Origin of the sequence: Gillisia marina (assembly GCF_000258765.1) — a bacterium.
Classification (GTDB): domain Bacteria; phylum Bacteroidota; class Bacteroidia; order Flavobacteriales; family Flavobacteriaceae; genus Gillisia; species Gillisia marina.
On the sequence record NZ_AJLT01000018.1, the window covers coordinates 45,513 to 63,297 of the forward strand.

At 36.5% G+C, this 17,785-nt stretch carries 13 protein-coding genes, 1 tRNA gene and 3 pseudogenes; all 17 read left to right on the top strand.

What is annotated here, in order from left to right:
• Positions 1-68: 68 nt before the first annotated feature.
• A complete protein-coding gene (mraZ, locus tag ON07_RS04925; RefSeq protein WP_010228684.1) occupies positions 69-536 on the top strand; it encodes a division/cell wall cluster transcriptional repressor MraZ in 468 nt (155 codons plus the stop codon).
• Positions 523-1,420: pseudogene (gene rsmH, locus ON07_RS14575) on the top strand (16S rRNA (cytosine(1402)-N(4))-methyltransferase RsmH). Before mraZ ends, rsmH begins: the two are co-directional and overlap by 14 nt.
• A gap of 39 nt (positions 1,421-1,459) precedes the next feature.
• Complete coding sequence (locus tag ON07_RS04935) at positions 1,460-1,777, top strand: FtsL-like putative cell division protein (RefSeq protein WP_010228685.1); 318 nt, start codon at positions 1,460-1,462, stop codon at positions 1,775-1,777.
• Between the two features lie 8 nt (positions 1,778-1,785).
• Positions 1,786-3,790, top strand: a pseudogene (locus tag ON07_RS14580) (penicillin-binding protein).
• A pseudogene (locus ON07_RS14585) lies at positions 3,787-5,249 on the top strand (UDP-N-acetylmuramoyl-L-alanyl-D-glutamate--2,6-diaminopimelate ligase). Before ON07_RS14580 ends, ON07_RS14585 begins: the two co-directional pseudogenes overlap by 4 nt.
• 37 nt (positions 5,250-5,286) lie before the next feature.
• Positions 5,287-6,522 carry a phospho-N-acetylmuramoyl-pentapeptide-transferase gene (mraY, locus tag ON07_RS04950; protein WP_010228686.1) on the top strand — a complete coding sequence of 412 codons (1,236 nt, stop codon included), beginning with the start codon at positions 5,287-5,289 and terminating at the stop codon, positions 6,520-6,522.
• 1 nt (position 6,523) lies between these two features.
• Positions 6,524-7,867 (top strand): UDP-N-acetylmuramoyl-L-alanine--D-glutamate ligase, encoded by a 1,344-nt coding sequence (murD, locus tag ON07_RS04955; protein WP_010228687.1) that lies wholly within the window; start codon positions 6,524-6,526, stop codon positions 7,865-7,867.
• Positions 7,868-7,888: 21 nt separating this feature from the next.
• Entirely contained in the window at positions 7,889-9,100 is a 1,212-nt protein-coding gene (locus ON07_RS04960) for an FtsW/RodA/SpoVE family cell cycle protein (protein WP_010228689.1), read from the top strand.
• Positions 9,097-10,203, top strand: coding sequence for an undecaprenyldiphospho-muramoylpentapeptide beta-N-acetylglucosaminyltransferase (gene murG, locus ON07_RS04965; protein WP_010228690.1), 1,107 nt, complete (start codon positions 9,097-9,099; stop codon positions 10,201-10,203). Before ON07_RS04960 ends, murG begins: the two co-directional genes overlap by 4 nt.
• Positions 10,203-11,558 carry a UDP-N-acetylmuramate--L-alanine ligase gene (gene murC, locus ON07_RS04970; protein WP_010228691.1) on the top strand — a complete coding sequence of 452 codons (1,356 nt, stop codon included), beginning with the start codon at positions 10,203-10,205 and terminating at the stop codon, positions 11,556-11,558. Before murG ends, murC begins: the two co-directional genes overlap by 1 nt.
• A complete protein-coding gene (locus ON07_RS04975) occupies positions 11,548-12,264 on the top strand; it encodes a cell division protein FtsQ/DivIB (RefSeq protein ID WP_010228692.1) in 717 nt (238 codons plus the stop codon). The genes murC and ON07_RS04975 overlap by 11 nt, the downstream gene beginning before the upstream one ends.
• A gap of 3 nt (positions 12,265-12,267) precedes the next feature.
• Positions 12,268-13,614, top strand: a complete 1,347-nt coding sequence (gene ftsA, locus ON07_RS04980; RefSeq protein WP_010228693.1) for a cell division protein FtsA — start codon at positions 12,268-12,270, stop codon at positions 13,612-13,614.
• Between the two features lie 27 nt (positions 13,615-13,641).
• Positions 13,642-15,603, top strand: a complete 1,962-nt coding sequence (gene ftsZ, locus ON07_RS04985; protein WP_010228694.1) for a cell division protein FtsZ — start codon at positions 13,642-13,644, stop codon at positions 15,601-15,603.
• A gap of 89 nt (positions 15,604-15,692) precedes the next feature.
• Positions 15,693-16,145 (top strand): GatB/YqeY domain-containing protein, encoded by a 453-nt coding sequence (locus tag ON07_RS04990; protein ID WP_010228695.1) that lies wholly within the window; start codon positions 15,693-15,695, stop codon positions 16,143-16,145.
• Positions 16,146-16,196: 51 nt separating this feature from the next.
• Positions 16,197-16,270, top strand: a tRNA-Arg gene (locus tag ON07_RS04995).
• 764 nt (positions 16,271-17,034) lie between these two features.
• Positions 17,035-17,319, top strand: coding sequence for a T9SS type A sorting domain-containing protein (locus ON07_RS05000; protein WP_010228696.1), 285 nt, complete (start codon positions 17,035-17,037; stop codon positions 17,317-17,319).
• 159 nt (positions 17,320-17,478) lie between these two features.
• The coding region (locus tag ON07_RS05005) for a hypothetical protein (protein ID WP_010228697.1) at positions 17,479-17,785 on the top strand (307 nt) is incomplete at its 3' end.

Here is a 17,785-nt window from a genome sequence, read left to right on the forward strand (position 1 = left end):
AACAAAGTGGTAAAATGTGGTAAAATGTGGTAATAATTTCAATATATTTGACTCTATAAAGTTATTGAGTGGTAAATCTAATTGGAACATACGAATGTAAAGTAGACGCTAAAGGGCGTCTTATGGTTCCGGCTGCCTTAAAAAAGCAGCTGACTCCGGTTTTACAGGAAGGTTTTGTTTTAAAAAGATCTGTTTTTCAGCCTTGTCTAGAATTATACCCTATGCAGGAATGGAATGAGATGATGAAAAAAATAAATGGATTAAACCGATTTGTAAAGAAGAATAATGACTTTATACGAAGATTTACAGCTGGTGTTAAAACAGTAGAAGTAGATGCTAACGGACGTTTGTTAATTCCGAAAGACCTTTTTGGCTTTGCTGAAATGGATAAGGAGATCGTTCTTTCTTCTGCGATTAACATTATTGAGATCTGGGATAAAAATAAATATGAAAATACCATAGATGCTTCTGCGGATGACTTTGCAGATCTGGCTGAAGAAGTTATGGGTAACGATGATTTTAATGGAATATCATAATCCTGTCTTATTAAAAGAATCTGTAGATGGTTTAAACATTAAGCCGGATGGAGTATATGTAGATGTGACTTTTGGAGGTGGTGGACATTCCGCTGAAATTTTGAGCAGGCTAAGTAAAAAAGGGAAATTATTTGCGTTCGATCAAGATGAAGATGCTTTAGATAATGCCATGGATGATCCTCGCTTTACGCTAATTAATGAAAACTTCAGATTTATAAAGCGTTTTTTGAGATTCCACGGAATAAAAAAAAGTTGACGGAATTCTTGGAGATTTTGGAGTTTCCTCTCATCAATTCAATGTAGCAGAGCGCGGTTTTTCAACCAGATTTGAGGCGAAATTGGATATGAGGATGAGCAAGAAAAGTAGTTTGAGCGCTTACGAGGTGATTAATGAGTACGATCATGAGCAGCTTAAAAAATTGTTTTACGAGTATGCTGATTTGAGAAACGCGGGAAAAATTGCTTCAGAAATAATTAAAGCTAGAGAAGTTGCTCCAATAGAGAGTAGCGATCAATTAAAAGAAGTTTTGAAGCCTTTTCTTTTTAAGGAAAAGGAACATAAAATATTAGCCCAGATCTATCAGGCAATTCGGATAGAGGTAAATCAGGAAATAGAAGTTTTAAAAGAGTTTTTGCTGCAAACTGAAGAATTACTGGATAAAGGTGGGAGATTAAGTCTTATTTCTTATCACTCTTTAGAAGATAGGTTGGTAAAACGATATATAAGAAGTGGTCTTTTTGAAGGAGAGCCTGAAAAGGACTTTTATGGAAATATATCGGTACCATTTAAAAAAGTAAAAGGCTTAATAGTTCCTTCAGCAGAAGAAATTTATAAAAACAATAGAGCTCGAAGCGCAAAATTAAGAATAGCTGTAAAGTTATAGTTCTGATTAGTTTCAGAAATAATTCATAGCAAGGCGGAAATGAAAAAAGGAATATATAACATTTTAAAAGCCGATTTCTTAATAAGCAACGATGCTATTAAGAACTGGCGATTTATTGTGTTCTGTACATTTCTAGCTATTATCATGATTGCCTGCTCACATAGTGCCGAGCGCAAGGTTCACAATATTGCTAAGTTAAATACTGAAGTGCGCGAATTGCGAAGTGAATTTGTAGATATGAGATCTGCTCTTATGAAACTTAAAATGGAATCTACCATTACCAATAAAATGGCTGCAAGAGGAGTAAAACCTTCGGAAACGCCACCATATAAAATAAAAATTAATATAACAGACTAAGGAAACCTTTGGCAACCAACGAAAAGCACATATTAAACCGATTGTACTTTGTAGCCGGATGTATGTTCATCTTTGCGGTGGCGGTAGCTGTGCAGTTGCTAAATATTCAGTTTGTAGAAGGTGAAAAATACAAGCAGCTTTCAGAAGAAAGAACTTTAAAAAACTTCACCATTCCTGCTAATCGTGGAAATCTATACGACTCCAATGGTAATTTATTGGCTACTTCCATACCCAACTACGACATAAGGTTTGATGCGGTAACAGTATCCGATAAAAATTTCGAGGAAAATATAGTGCCTCTTTCCAAAGAGCTTCATAAAATGTTTGGTAAGAGCGTCGCTTATTGGTCTTTGTCTTTAAGAACGGCAAGGGTTAATAAGCACAGATACTTTTTGATTGCAAGAAATTTAGGTTATTCAGATTATATGAAGGTAAAGAGTTTTCCTCTTTTTAATCTTGGAGCTTATAAAGGTGGAATTATCGTTGAACAAAGGACTGTTCGGGAGCATCCCCTTGGAGAAATTGCTGCGAGAACTGTTGGGTATGAACGTAAAGATAAACAAGGCTATTATACAAGAGTAGGTTTGGAAGGTGCTTTCGGTCCATTTTTAGAAGGAACAGATGGGCATAGATTGAAACAAAAAAATCGCAAAAGGACAGTGGAAGCCGATAAGCGATAATAACGAAGTAGAGCCAAAAGATGGGTATGATGTGATTTCTACTATAGATGTGAATATCCAAGATATCGCGCATCATGCATTGTTGGCTCAGTTAGAGAAATATGAAGCTGATCATGGAACAGTAGTGGTGATGGAAACCAAAACGGGTGAGATTAAAGCAATTTCTAATCTAGGAAGAACTTCTGAGGGTACTTATTACGAAAAGTTAAACTACGCGGTTGGCGAAACACATGAGCCGGGTTCTACGTTTAAATTAATGGCAATGGTTGTTGCTTTAGAAGATAAAGTGATAGATACCAGTACCGTTGTAGATACTGAAAATGGAATCATGAGTGTGCGAGGTTATAAGGTTAGAGATTCTCGCCGTGGAGGTTACGGTAAAATATCGGCAGCTAAATCTTTTGAGGTTTCTTCAAACGTAGGAGTGGTTAAGTTGATCTACGATAATTATAAGGACAATCCTCAAAAATTTATTGATGGCTTACAGAGAATGAATCTGAACCAGAAATTAGGGATTTCTATTAAGGGTGAAGGCGAACCATATATTCCGAAGCCGGATGATAAAAAATGGTCTGCACTTTCGTTGCCCTGGATGGCATACGGCTATGGAGTAGAAATAACTCCATTACAAACCTTATCCTTTTATAATGCAATAGCCAACAATGGAGTTTTGCTAAAACCTCGTTTTATCAAAGAAGTTCGAGAGTGGGATAAAGTAATAGAAAAGAATGAACTGACTGTTTTAAACCCTTCAATCTGTTCTCAGGAAACAGTAGATAAGGTAAAGGCAATGATGGAGAATGTATTAGTGCGCGGAACTGCAAAAAGTTTATACTCTCCTAATTTCTCTATGGCCGGAAAAACTGGTACTGCGCAAACCGAATATTGGATGGAAGGGTGGAATTCTAACCCTCGATATATTTCATCTTTTGTGGGATATTTTCCTGCCGATAACCCAAAGTACACAAGCATTGTAATTATTCATAAACCAAATAATAAAGTGGGGTATTATGGAGCAGATGTAAGCGGACCTGTATTCAAAAGAATTGCTCAGAAAATATATACAGACACTCCTATAGAAGATGCAATAGAATCTTTGGAGGTGAAGAATGATGCTAGTTCTAAAGACTTCGAAAAATATTATGCGGCCGCGCAGAGCGCTAAAAAGTTAATGCCTAATGTAGTAGGAATGCCCGCGATGGATGCACTCTCTTTACTAGAAAACCTAGGTTTATCTGTGCGCATAAACGGGAAAGGAAAAGTGAAAAATCAATCTATTCCTGCGGGACAAAAAATTAAGAATAATCAACAAGTAGCACTTAGTTTAAGTTGAAGATATTAAAAGACATATTATACAAAGTTCCTATGGATACCGTAATCGGTAACACCGGAATCACTGTTAATTCAATTCATTTCGATTCCAGAAAAGTCGAATTGAATGATGTATTTGTGGCTATAAAAGGAACTTTATCAGATGGACATAAATTTATAACCACGGCTGTTAACCAAGGTGCATTAGCGGTGATTTGTCAGGAAATTCCGGAGCAAATTATAAATGGCGTTACTTATATAAAAGTTGCAAATTCTCAAAAAGCTTGGCAATTATGGCGGCAAATTATTACGATTCGCCTTCAGAAAACTTAAAATTAGTTGGAGTTACAGGAACTAATGGGAAAACAACCGTAGCTACTCTATTATATCATTTGTTCAATAAAGCGGGCTTTAAAGTTGGGTTGCTTTCTACTGTAAATATTATGGTGGGAGAAAAAACGTATTCAGCTTCTCATACAACCCCAGATTCGTTAACCATTAATTCGTATTTGAAGTTGATGAATGACGAGGGAGTTGAATATTGTTTTATGGAAGTGAGTTCTCATGGGATCGCACAGGATAGAACTACAGGATTAAAATTTGCCGGTGGAATTTTTACCAATCTATCACATGACCATTTAGATTATCATAAAACCTTTGCAGAATACCGCGACGTGAAAAAGCTATTTTTCGATCAGCTGCCGGCATCTGCCTTTGCCTTGGTGAATGGAGATGACAAAAACGGAGCAGTGATGCTTCAGAATACAAAAGCTGAAAAGAAAACTTATGCATTAAAGTCTTTCGCAGATTTCAACGCAAAGATTTTAGAAAACCAATTTGGCGGATTGTTGCTGAAAATAAATGGAGATGAGGTTTGGACCAAACTGATTGGAAATTTTAACGCTTATAATATTCTTGCAATCTATGCTGCGGGAGAATTATTAGGACTTGAAAAGCAAGAAAACTTAAGGCTCATAAGTGAATTGGATTCCGTGAGTGGAAGATTTCAGTATTTGGTTTCTAATAAAAAGATCACCGCCATTGTAGATTATGCGCATACTCCAGATGCATTAAAAAATGTGTTGGAAACCATTAATGCAATTCGCACCAAAAACGAAGAATTAATCACTGTAGTTGGTTGTGGTGGAGATCGGGATAAAACTAAAAGACCAAAAATGGGAAATATCGCTGCGGCTTTAAGTACCAAAGTAATTTTTACCAGTGATAATCCAAGAACTGAAGATCCCGAAGCAATTTTAAAAAATGTTGAAGCAGGTGTAGATCCAACAGATTTTAAAAAGACCATGACTGTTGTAAGCAGAAATCAAGCGATTAAAACTGCTTGCCAATTGGCTAACCCAAATGATATCATTTTAATTGCCGGGAAAGGCCATGAAACTTATCAGGAAGTTAATGGAGTACGATCAGATTTTGATGATTATAAAATTGTAAGTGAATATTTAAGACAACTGGAAAAATAGAATTCCCAACTAATAGTAAGGGATTAGAGGAAAAGATATGTTATACTATTTGTTTGATTTTTTAGATAGAGAATACCAAGTTCCCGGTGCGGGTCTGTTCGAATTTATTTCGTTCCGGTCGGCCATGGCTATTATTTTATCCTTGGCGATATCTACCATTTATGGAAAGAAAATCATCAACTATCTTTTAAGAAAACAAGTAGGAGAAAGTGTTCGAGATCTTGGTTTAAAAGGACAAAGCGAAAAGGCTGGAACTCCAACCATGGGTGGTCTTATTATCATTATATCTACCCTTATTCCGGTATTATTGTTCGCCAAATTAGATAACATTTATGTTATTTTATTAATAGTTACCACCCTTTGGATGGGAACTATTGGATTTATAGACGATTATATTAAAACCTTCAAAAAAGACAAGGAAGGTTTAAAAGGAGTTTTTAAAGTACTTGGACAAGTTGGTCTTGGTCTTATTGTGGGTGGTACTATGTATCTGCATCCGGGGATTACAATTAAGGAAGATGTTAATATACCCGCTTTTAATATTGAAAAAGTTGAAAATAGCGGACAGGAAATTAGTACAGGGGTTGAAGAGAAGTCAACTAAAACAACAATTCCGTTCGTAAAAAATAATGAATTCGATTATGCAAGTTTGATTAGCTGGATCAATCCATCTCTAGTGAACTATGCGTGGTTAATTTTTATTCCGATTGTAATTTTCATTGTCACAGCTGTATCTAATGGAGCAAATTTAACCGATGGAATAGACGGGCTTGCGGCAGGCTCTTCAGCAATTATAGTGCTTACTCTGGGAATCTTTGCATGGGTTTCTGGTAACATCATATTTTCAGATTATCTCAATATTATGTATATCCCACGCTCTGGGGAGATGACCATATTTATTACAGCCTTCGCGGGAGCTTTGGTTGGATTCTTATGGTACAATACCTTTCCCGCGCAAGTTTTTATGGGCGATACAGGGAGTTTGACTATTGGGGGAATTATCGCTGTAATCGCTATTGCAACCAGAAAGGAGTTACTGATTCCAATTCTATGTGGAATTTTTCTCTTGGAAAATCTATCAGTTGTAATGCAAGTTGGATGGTTTAAGATCACCAAGCGAAAATATGGCGAAGGCCGAAGAATATTTTTGATGTCTCCACTGCATCACCATTATCAGAAAAAAGGTTTGCACGAAAGCAAGATCGTAGTTCGGTTTTGGATTGTGGGGATTTTTCTTGCAATCGTAACCATTATTACTTTGAAAGTTAGATAAAATGAGCAAAAACAAAAAAATAGCAATTCTTGGAGGTGGAGAAAGCGGTGTTGGTACTGCTATTCTTGCGCTTAAGCAGGGCTATGATGTTTTTGTTTCAGATTTTGGAAAGATAAAAGATAAATATAAGGCTGAGCTTGAAAAATTAGGAGTAGCCTGGGAAGAATCGGGACATACTGAAGCTAAGATCATGGATGCTTCGGTAGTGATGAAAAGCCCCGGAATTCCGGATACCGCGCCTTTGGTTAAAAAGATCAAGGAACATGGAATTCCTGTGATTTCTGAAATTGAATTTGCTGCAGAATATACTTCAGCAAAAATTATAGGAATAACTGGAAGTAACGGAAAAACCACTACTACTAAATGGATACATCATATCCTGAAAAATGCTGGATTAAAGGTGGCTATGGCTGGAAATGTAGGAGATAGTTTTGCAAAACAAGTGGCTGGAGATCCTGTAGATTGTTTCGTTTTGGAGTTAAGTAGTTTTCAGTTAGATGGTATCGTGAATTTTAGACCGGATATCGCCTTGCTTATGAACATCACTCCAGATCATTTGGATAGATATAATTATAACATTGAAGAATACATCGCATCTAAATTTAGAATTACAATGAATCAGAAAGAAGGAGACTTCTTTATTTATGATGCCGACGACGAATTAATTTCAAAATGGCTTGAATCTAATTCAGTAAATGCCGAAAAATTGCCTTTTTCACTTCAGAAAAAACTAGAAAAAGGCGCATATGTAGAAGATAACAATATTAAAATAAACCTCAACAACACCCAATTTATTATGCCAACATCATCCTTAGCACTCGAAGGTAAACACAACACTAAAAATGCAATGGCAGCCTCTACGGTTTCCCAATTATTAAGAATTAGAAAAGAAACCATCCGTGCGAGCATGGAGAATTTTCAAGGAGTAGAACACCGATTGGAAAAAGTGCTTAAAATTAACAACGTGATGTACGTGAACGATTCTAAGGCAACCAATACTAATGCAACTTACTATGCTTTGGAAAGTATGGAAACTGAAACGGTTTGGATCGTTGGGGGTGTAGATAAGGGAAATGTGTATTCAGAACTGTTGCCTTTGGTGAATGAAAAAGTGAAGGCCATTATTTGTTTAGGGGTAGATAATTCCAAGATTTTTGAGGCTTTTGGAAATTGTGTAGATACCATTGTAGAAACACATTCTATGAAGGAAGCTGTTGGGATGGCATATAAATTAGCTGAAAGAGGAAATACCGTATTGCTTTCTCCGGCCTGTGCGAGTTTCGATTTATTCGAAAACTACGAGGATAGAGGAAGACAGTTTAAAGAAAGTGTAAGAAACTTATAATAAAAGTAAGAGTAAAACTGAATGAACGACTTTTTTTCAAATATAAAAGGGGATAAGGTTATTTGGGCTACCACGGCATTGCTGGCGATTTTTTCGTTTTTGCCGGTGTATAGCGCAAGTAGTAACCTTGCCTATTTATATGGAGATGGAAGTACAAGCAGCTATTTAGTTGTGCATTTTTTTCATTTAGTTTTAGGATTCTGTGTATTGTTTGCAATCCACAAGATTCCATATCATTATTTTAAAGGGCTTTCCATTTTAATGCTACCCATTGTCTTTTTGTTGCTTATTTATACAGTTGCGCAAGGAACTACGATAGATGGGGCTTATGCGAGTAGATGGATTCAGATTCCTGTGGTGGGAGTCACTTTTCAGACTTCAACATTGGCGGCAGTAGTATTAATGGTTTATGTTGCGAGATATCTTTCTAGAATAACTGAAAAAACAGTCACATTTAAGGAAACAATTTTGCCATTATGGATGCCGGTTTTTGTTTTTCTGATACTGATTTTACCTGCAAACTTTTCTACCACCGCTATCATTTTTACAATGGTAATTATGTTGGTTTTTCTTGGGGGCTACCCTTTGAAATATTTAGGGGTTATTGTTGGAGCTGGTTTATTATTGCTAACCATGTTCATATTAACAGCTAAAGCATTTCCGGGTTTGATGCCGAATAGGGTGGATACTTGGGCTAGCAGAATTGAGAATTTTACAAATGACGAAGATACCGAAGCCGATTACCAAATAGAAAAGGCAAAGATCGCAATTGCTAGAGGAGGTGTTGCAGGAGCTGGAATAGGGAAAAGTATCCAACGAAATTTTTTACCACAATCATCTTCAGATTTCATTTATGCGATCATCGTTGAAGAAATGGGATTAATTGGTGGCTTTGCGGTAATGGCGGCTTATTTAATGTTGTTATTCAGGATTGTTATTGTGGCAACAAAAGCAAATACAATCTTTGGGAAATTATTGGTTATTGGAGTTGGATTGCCTATTGTGTTCCAAGCTCTGGTAAATATGGCGGTAGCGGTAGAATTATTTCCGGTAACAGGACAAACCTTGCCATTAGTTAGTAGTGGAGGTACATCTATTTGGATGACATGTTTGGCGCTAGGAATAGTATTGAGTGTAAGTGCTAAAAGAGAAGAAGAAATAAAGTTATCTGAGGAATCTGATAGAGAACGAGAGGAAGAAAATCCTTTGGATATTTTAAGCGAAGCGATATGATGGAACAGTTAAAAGTAATAATATCTGGTGGAGGAACAGGAGGACATATTTATCCTGCGATCTCCATTGCCGATGAAATTATAAGACGCTATCCCTCTGCTGAGATTCTTTTTGTTGGTGCGAAAGATAGAATGGAAATGGATAAAGTGCCACAAGCTGGTTATAAAATCGAAGGGCTTTGGATCTCTGGGATAGACAGAAGTTTAACCAAAAGGAATCTAAGTTTTCCTTTTAAGGTAATTAGCAGTCTTTGGGAGTCTAGAAAGATTATCAAAAAGTTTAAGCCAGATGTGGTAATAGGAACCGGTGGTTTTGCAAGTGGACCTTTGCTGAAAGTTGCAAATACCATGAATATTCCAACCTTAATTCAGGAGCAGAATTCTTATCCGGGAATTACAAATAGATTGTTAGGGAAAAATGCTGATGCTATCTGTACGGCCTACGATAATTTAGAAAATTATTTTCCTTTAGCCAAAACTGTAAAAACAGGAAATCCTGTAAGACAGGATATTTTAGATGTTGCAAGTAAAAGGGAGGAAGCGCAGGAATTTTTTAAGCTGAAAAAGGAGCGAAAAACATTATTGGTATTAGGTGGAAGCTTAGGGGCAAGAAGAATAAATCAGCTAATGGAAGCTTTTGTGGATATTTTTGAAAAAGAGGATATACAGCTTATTTGGCAAACAGGTTCTTTGTATTACGAGGAATATAAAAAGTTTGATAACGAGTTTGTGCAAACCCATGCATTTTTGAGCAGAATGGATCTTGCCTATGCAGCAGCCGATGTTATTGTATCTCGTGCAGGAGCAATTAGTGTTTCAGAATTGTGCATAGTAGGAAAACCGGTAATATTTATTCCGTCTCCCAATGTTGCTGAAAATCATCAGGCAAAAAATGCCTTAACGGTTGCCAATGAAGATGCTGCTTATGTTTTGAATGAAAAGGACTTAGCGAAGGAATTTTCAGAAACCATATTATTGGTTTTAAAATCTGAAAAGGTGCAGAAAAATCTTTCAGAAAACATTAAAAAATTGGCACTACCGGGAGCAACAGCTGCTATTGTAAATACTATGGAAAAAATTATAAAGAAGGAGAAGTTAAATTAATGAATCATTTTAAAAATATAGAAAACCTTTATTTTATCGGCATTGGCGGAATAGGAATGAGTGCGTTAGCGCGATATTTCAATTCTCTTGGAAAACAGGTTGCCGGCTACGATAAAACTCCAACTTCTTTAACGAGATCTTTGGAAGAGGAAGGGGTTCAAGTTTTTTATAAGGATGAAATTGAGGTAATTCCGGAAAGCTTCAGCAATACTGAAAACACATTAATTATTTATACTCCTGCAATCCCAAAGGACAGTAAGCAATATAACTATTTTATTCAGCAGGAATTTCAGCTTAAAAAGCGGGCAGTAGTTTTAGGGATGATTACTGAAGGTGTATTTACACTGGCTGTGGCGGGAACGCATGGTAAAACTACTACTACAGCTATTTTGGGTCATTTGTTGAAAGAAACAGGAGCGAAGGTGACTGCTTTTCTTGGTGGGATAAGCGAAGATATCCAGAGCAATCTTATTCTTAATGGCAATGAGGTGATGGTTGTGGAGGCAGATGAGTTTGACAGATCTTTTTTGAATTTATCGCCAAATATTGCCGCGATCACTTCTATGGATGCCGATCACTTAGATATTTATGGCGCTCCCGAAGAATTGATTAAATCTTTTAAAGATTTTGCCGCCTTAATACCGGAGAATGGTACCCTTTTTGTAAAGAATGGACTACCACTTAAAGGTGGAACTATTGGAATTGAAGACAACGCAGATTATTCTGCTCAAAATATTACAGTAAAGAACGGAACTTATCATTTCGATCTGATCACCCCGACAATTACTATTGCAAATTTAAAGTTTAGCCTCCCAGGCAAACACAATTTATTAAATGCTATAACTGCCCTGGCGATTGCCATTCATTATGGATCCCCAACCAATGAACTCGCCAGGGCATTATATAGCTTTAAAGGTGTAAAACGCAGGTTTACATATCGATTGAAAACAGCAGATAGAGTTTTAATAGATGATTATGCGCATCATCCGGCAGAAATTGCCGCGGTGCATCAAGCTGTTCGTGAGATGCACCACGGAAAAAAGGCGATTGCAGTTTTTCAGCCACACTTATTTAGCAGAACTAAGGATTTTGCTGATGAATTTGCTGAAAGTTTAAGCAAGTTCGATGAGGTGTTGTTGTTGGATATTTATCCGGCGAGAGAACTTCCTATGGAAGGAATTACTTCTGAATGGTTATTACATAAAATTAAGAATCAGCATAAGAAATTAATACAAAAAGAAGAGATTATAAATGAGTTGAATCTTTCAGAATGCCCTGTTATTGTTATGATGGGCGCTGGAGATATTGGAGAAGAGATCATTAAAGTTGAAAAAAATTTTAAGGATGAAAATTAACTTCAATTACATAAAAGGATTTTTGTTATTGGCTGTAATTGTCTTCTTTTATGGCTTTGCGGAAAAGCGAAATAACGATAGAAAATTGGAAAAAATTGAAGTACAATTTACCCAATTTGAAAACCTGTATGTGTCTGAAGAATCGGTTAATAAATTGTTAATACAAAATAACATTGAGGTCTCAAGTATAGCTAAAGAAACTTTAGATTTGAATAGGGTAGAATCACTGTTGAACAAACACGAGATGATAGAAAATGCAGAAGTGTTTCTTACGCTGGATGGAATTCTAAAAACCAAAATAAGTCAACGCCGCCCTATCGGTAGAGTTTTGGGGAATAACGCCTTTTATTTAGATAGGTCAGGCAGGAAGATGCCACTTTCTAAAAGCTATTCGGCTAGAGTTCCGGTTTTGGTTAATATGAAAGAAATGGATCTTGAAGAAGCCTTTCCATTAGTAGACTATATTAACAAAGACGAATTTTTGACTCAACATATTACAGCTATCACTCGTTTGAATGGTGGTTATTATCAATTAGAACTAAGACAAACAGATTTCAATATTTTCTTCGGAAAAGTGAACCGGATAGATGAGAAATTCAACAATTTTAAAGCTTTTTATAAAAAAGCACTTAAAGACGATTTAATAAATACTTACAAAAAGGTGGATTTACAATTTGGGAACCAAGTTGTTTGCACTAAAAAATAAGGGATGGAACACAACGAAATTGCAGTAGGGCTGGATATTGGAACCACGAAGATCGTGGCCATGATAGGGCGGAAGAATGAGTACGGAAAAATGGAGATTATAGGGATTGGAAAATCTAAAAGTTTAGGTGTCCACCGTGGGGTTGTGAATAATATTACCCAAACTATTCAATCTATTCAGCAAGCCATACAAGAAGCAGAGGCAGATTCAGGGTTAAAAATTGAAGAAGTGGTTGTTGGGATTGCGGGACAACATATTCGCAGTTTGCAACATAGCGATTATATCACCCGACCAAATCCAGATGAGGTGATAGATAGCGACGATATTTATACGCTTTGTAACCAAGTTCATAAACTAGTAATGTTACCGGGAGAAGAGATCATTCATGTGTTGCCACAGGAATTTAAGGTAGATGGGCAAGCAGAGATCAAGGAGCCAATCGGGATGTATGGCGGAAGATTAGAAGCTAATTTTCACGTTGTAGTTGGTCAGGTTTCTTCTATTAGAAATATTGGTAGATGTGTGAAAAGTGCCGGTTTGGAACTTTCAGCAGTAACTTTGGAGCCATTGGCATCTGCGAATGCAGTGTTAAGTCAGGAAGAAAAAGAAGCAGGAGTTGCACTTATCGATATAGGAGGAGGAACAACAGATCTTGCCATTTTTAAAGATGGTATTATTCGCCATACGGCGGTGATCCCATTTGGAGGAAATGTAATTACAGAGGATATCAAAGAAGGCTGTTCTATTATAGAAAAGCAGGCAGAGTTATTAAAGATCAAGTTTGGATCTGCATGGCCGGGAGAAAATAAGGATAACGAGATCGTTTCTATTCCTGGATTACGCGGAAGAGAACCAAAGGAGATCACCCTTAAAAACCTTTCCAAGATCATCCATGCACGTGTAGTAGAAATTATTGAGCAAGTGTATCTTGAAATTAAGAACTACGGCCACGAAGAGCAAAAGAAAAAATTAATAGCCGGGATGGTAATTACCGGTGGTGGTGCCCAGTTGAAGCATTTAAAGCAACTGGCAGAATATATTACCGGAATGGATACCAGAATTGGATATCCTAATGAACATCTAGCAGGAGATAGCGACACCGAAACAACGAGTCCGTTGTATGCAACCGCTGTAGGTTTGGTCTTGAATAGCTTAGAGCAACAAGGCGCTAAGTTCCAAAATAAGGCAGGTACAGAAGAGAAAGAAGTAATTGTAGAAGAGGGAACACATTCCTTTCATACAGAAGAGGAAGAGCAGGAAACTACCTCGCCTTCATCAAAAACCCCTAAAAAGAGTGTTTTTGATAAATGGGCAGAAAAGTTCAAAGATTTTTTAGACAACGCAGAATAACAATATAGAACCAGTAAAAAAGGATTTATGAGCAGTACAGAATTCGAAAATATTTCATTCGATTTACCCAAAAACCAATCCAATGTGATTAAGGTTATTGGAGTAGGAGGTGGTGGTAGCAATGCCATTAACCACATGTTCCAACAAGGAATCAAGGGAGTTGATTTTATTATTTGTAATACAGATTCCCAAGCCTTGGAAAACAGCACAGTTCCAAATAAAATTCAGTTAGGTGTACACTTAACAGAAGGTTTAGGAGCGGGAGCTGACCCAAAAGTGGGGGAAAACGCCGCGATAGAAAGTAGCGAGGAAATCAAGCGCATGCTCGGAGCTAATACCAAAATGGTATTTATTACTGCCGGTATGGGTGGAGGAACTGGAACGGGAGCTGCGCCTGTAATTGCCAGACAAGCAAAAGAAATGGATATCCTTACTGTAGGGATCGTGACTATTCCTTTTCAGTTTGAAGGGAAAATGCGAAATGAACAGGCTCAACTGGGAGTAGAAAATCTACGAAGACATGTAGATTCACTTATTGTTATCAATAATAATAAATTAAGAGAGGTTTATGGGAACCTTGGCTTTAAAGCTGGCTTCTCTAAGGCAGATGAAGTATTAGCAACTGCTTCCAGAGGGATTGCAGAAGTTATAACTCATCACTATACACAAAACATCGATTTACGTGATGCAAAAACAGTTCTAAGTAATAGTGGTACTGCTATTATGGGATCTGCATCTGCATCTGGAGCAAGTAGAGCCAACGATGCTATTATCAAAGCTTTGGATTCTCCATTGTTGAATGATAACAAAATTAAGGGAGCTCAAAATGTGTTGTTGTTAATCGTTTCGGGATCTGAAGAGATTACCATTGACGAAATTGGAGAAATCAACGATCATATTCAAAATGAAGCCGGACATAGCGCCAACATCATTATGGGAGTTGGGGAAGATGAAACTTTAGAAGATGCAATCGCTGTAACAATTATTGCTACGGGTTTTAATGTAGAGCAGCAAAATGAAATTGTAAATACTGAAACCAAAAAGATTATTCATACGCTAGAAGATGAACAAAAGGCGGTACATAATTTTGGTATGAACAAACTTCAGAAACCTGCTTTTACTGAAGAAGCACCGGAAGAAGTAAAGGAGCAAAAGATTGTTCACACCTTAGAGGAAGAAGATACTGAGATCCATGAAGTAAAGGAAGATCTACGAACACCTCCAAGCGCTAGAAACATGGAAGTGGAATATGAAGAAGTTTCCTATAAAGAAGATGACTTTATAATTACTGATACTTCAGCAAAAATAAATAAGCTAGAGAAGCAGAAAGAAGAGTTGGAAGATGATTCAGAAGATCAGTTTATGTTCACATTTGATTTCCCAATTAATCAGCAGCAAGAACAGGCTGAAGATGAGGTTAAAAGTTCACAAGCTAAAGAGTCTTTAGAGGTTGAAAAGCCAAAGTACAACAGAATTATTCATGATCTTAATGATGAGACCATGGAAATGGAAGTGAACGAGCCAATAGAGATCATTCCGGTGACTGAAAATTCTTCAACAGGAGAAAAGCGTTACAGTCTGGATGACTACATGGAAGTTGAGCAAATGCTTAAAAAATCGAAACCTGTTCAGAAAAAAGAAGAGGAAGAAGAAGCAATTGTTTTTGAAAAGAAAACGGTGGCTCCAGAACCATCAAGAAAAGCTACAGAAGATCAAGATAACGACCCTTTTGATAATCCTATTTCTGAAGGCTTAATAGAAAGAGCTGCAGAAAGAAGAGCTAAGATGAAGGAATTTAATTATAAGTTTCGAAACAATGCAGCTCAAATAGATGAAATTGAAAAGCAACCCGCATATAAAAGGGCAGGTATAGATCTTGACAATTCTAGAAAAGCAGAAGAAAAACTTTCCAGAACCACTTTAGGTGGAGATAATGACGATCTTAAGTTTAGAAGTAACAATTCGTTTCTACACGATAACGTAGACTAAGCTTAAATTTACCCCAACATAAACCTGGAATTCCCCCACGAATTTCAGGTTTTATTTTTATATTCGCAGTCTTAATTAATACACTTAATATGAGTTTACAAGACCAAGTAATGGCCGAAATGAAAGCGGCAATGCGCGCAAAAGATGCGGTTAAATTAGAGGCTCTTCGTGCCATTAAAAGTGGAATATTATTGGCGCAAACCGAAACAGGTTCTAAAGAAGAGATATCTGAGGAGGAGGAATTAAAGTTGCTTCAGAAATTAGTGAAACAACGCAAGGATAGTGCGACTATTTATAAGGAACAAAACAGAGAAGATCTGGCACAACCAGAATTGGATCAGGCTGCAGTGATTGAGCAGTTTTTACCGGCTCAGTTAAGCGAAGCAGAAATAGAAAAAACAGTAAAAGATATTATCGCTAAATCCGGAGCTTCAGGCATGAAGGATATGGGGAAAGTAATGGGAATGGCTTCCGGGGAATTGGCAGGAAAAGCAGATGGGAAGACAATTTCAATGATTGTAAAAAGAGAGTTAAGCAATTAGCAATAATCAATTACCAATAATCAATGATCATTGTTAATTGGTTATTGAATTGGCCGCGTGGCGCAACTGAATAGCGCATCAGATTTCGGCTCTGAGGGTTGGGGGTTTGAATCCCTTCGCGGTCACGAATAAATGGTTCAAAAGAAAAAAACGCTCAAGCAAGCTTGGCGTTTTTTTTTTGTTTGGACTATTTTCATAGCGGAGCTTTGAGGGATCACCGTAGGTAACCCTGGGGAGGTCGCGAAAAAAGAAAAGCTCACCGAAAGGTGTGCTTTTTGTTTTGAATGGCAGTAAAATTTTTGTTCTTATTCTAGACGTCTAAAATGGAACTTTTGCTATTTTATAAGATTTTATTATGTTGGAAATTTTTTTGAATTTCATCTTGAGTTATATTACTTGCTATACAATTAAGCAAATTGCGATTTAATTTATTTTGCTTTAAAGCTGTCTTAATTTTAGGAGAAATTAATGCGTCTGCTAGCAATACGTAAACCGGCCCAAGTGAAAAATGGTTTTAATATCAATAGCAAATATGCTACCTGCTATCTTCGTTGTATCAGGTGCATTTAAAATATGAATTGATATGGAGCTTGTGATCTCAGGAAGGAAAGCTACTTATGCCGGTACTGGTACTGTAAACTGAACAGGTAATCATAAATTTAGAGTAGTAGCAATTGATAGAGATTTTCAGAATGAAACAGGGCCTGATATTTTCAGAATTAAAATTTCGGAAAATGGCTCAGACAGCCAGATTTTATATGGTAACCAAAGAGGCCTGTCAGAGGCTGGAGAAGACGCTACTATTTTAGGCGGAGGTTCAATCGTAATCCACAAACCAAAAGGAAACTCCAAAGCTCTGGAAATTTTAACTGAGGAAACTCCAATTATAATGGAAGACCTAAGACCGGAAATTTTGGAAACTGTATCTTTATCTCCAAATCCGGTAGTTTCAACATCAACTGTTAGATTTAGTGTAATTAAAGATACTAATATAACTCTGCGAGTATATGACTATTCCGGAAGAATGATTGAAACCTTATTTACTGGAGCTGTCAAAGCCTTTGAAAATACTGATGTGGAATTTCAAAGAAGAAATTTAATGAGCGGTATTTATATCGTAAAATTAACCACCGCGAATGGGCATTCTTATGATAAACGAATAATAAGAGAGTAATTAAATAACCAATCAATGTGTGGATCAACGGCTTTAGATGAGAGCTAAAGCCGTTGATTTTTTACAAAATTTTTATAAAAGAAGTTAAAGCTATTATAAAAGAAAGCTGACATTTAATGGTTTAGAGTAAATTTAACTACCAAATCTAAAGTTTAATATATGACTACTTATTTTAATAAATTTGAAATTGAGAATTCAATTAAGATTATAGCTTCTGATTATTTAAAGGATTGTATTCATTGTGATAAGATTTCGGAGGATTTCGTAGATCTTATAAAATATAATTTTTCTGCCAAATATGTGTCTTTTAATAATATTAACAAACAGATTGAAATAGGAGTGGAGGATACTTCCGGGACTTACTCACTTTATCCTTCAATTAATGTTGTCTCTTTTCCAGTCACAGATAAAAATAATGCTTGGTTAGAAAAATCATTTAAAAATCAGATGAGCGATCTGGTTTTTT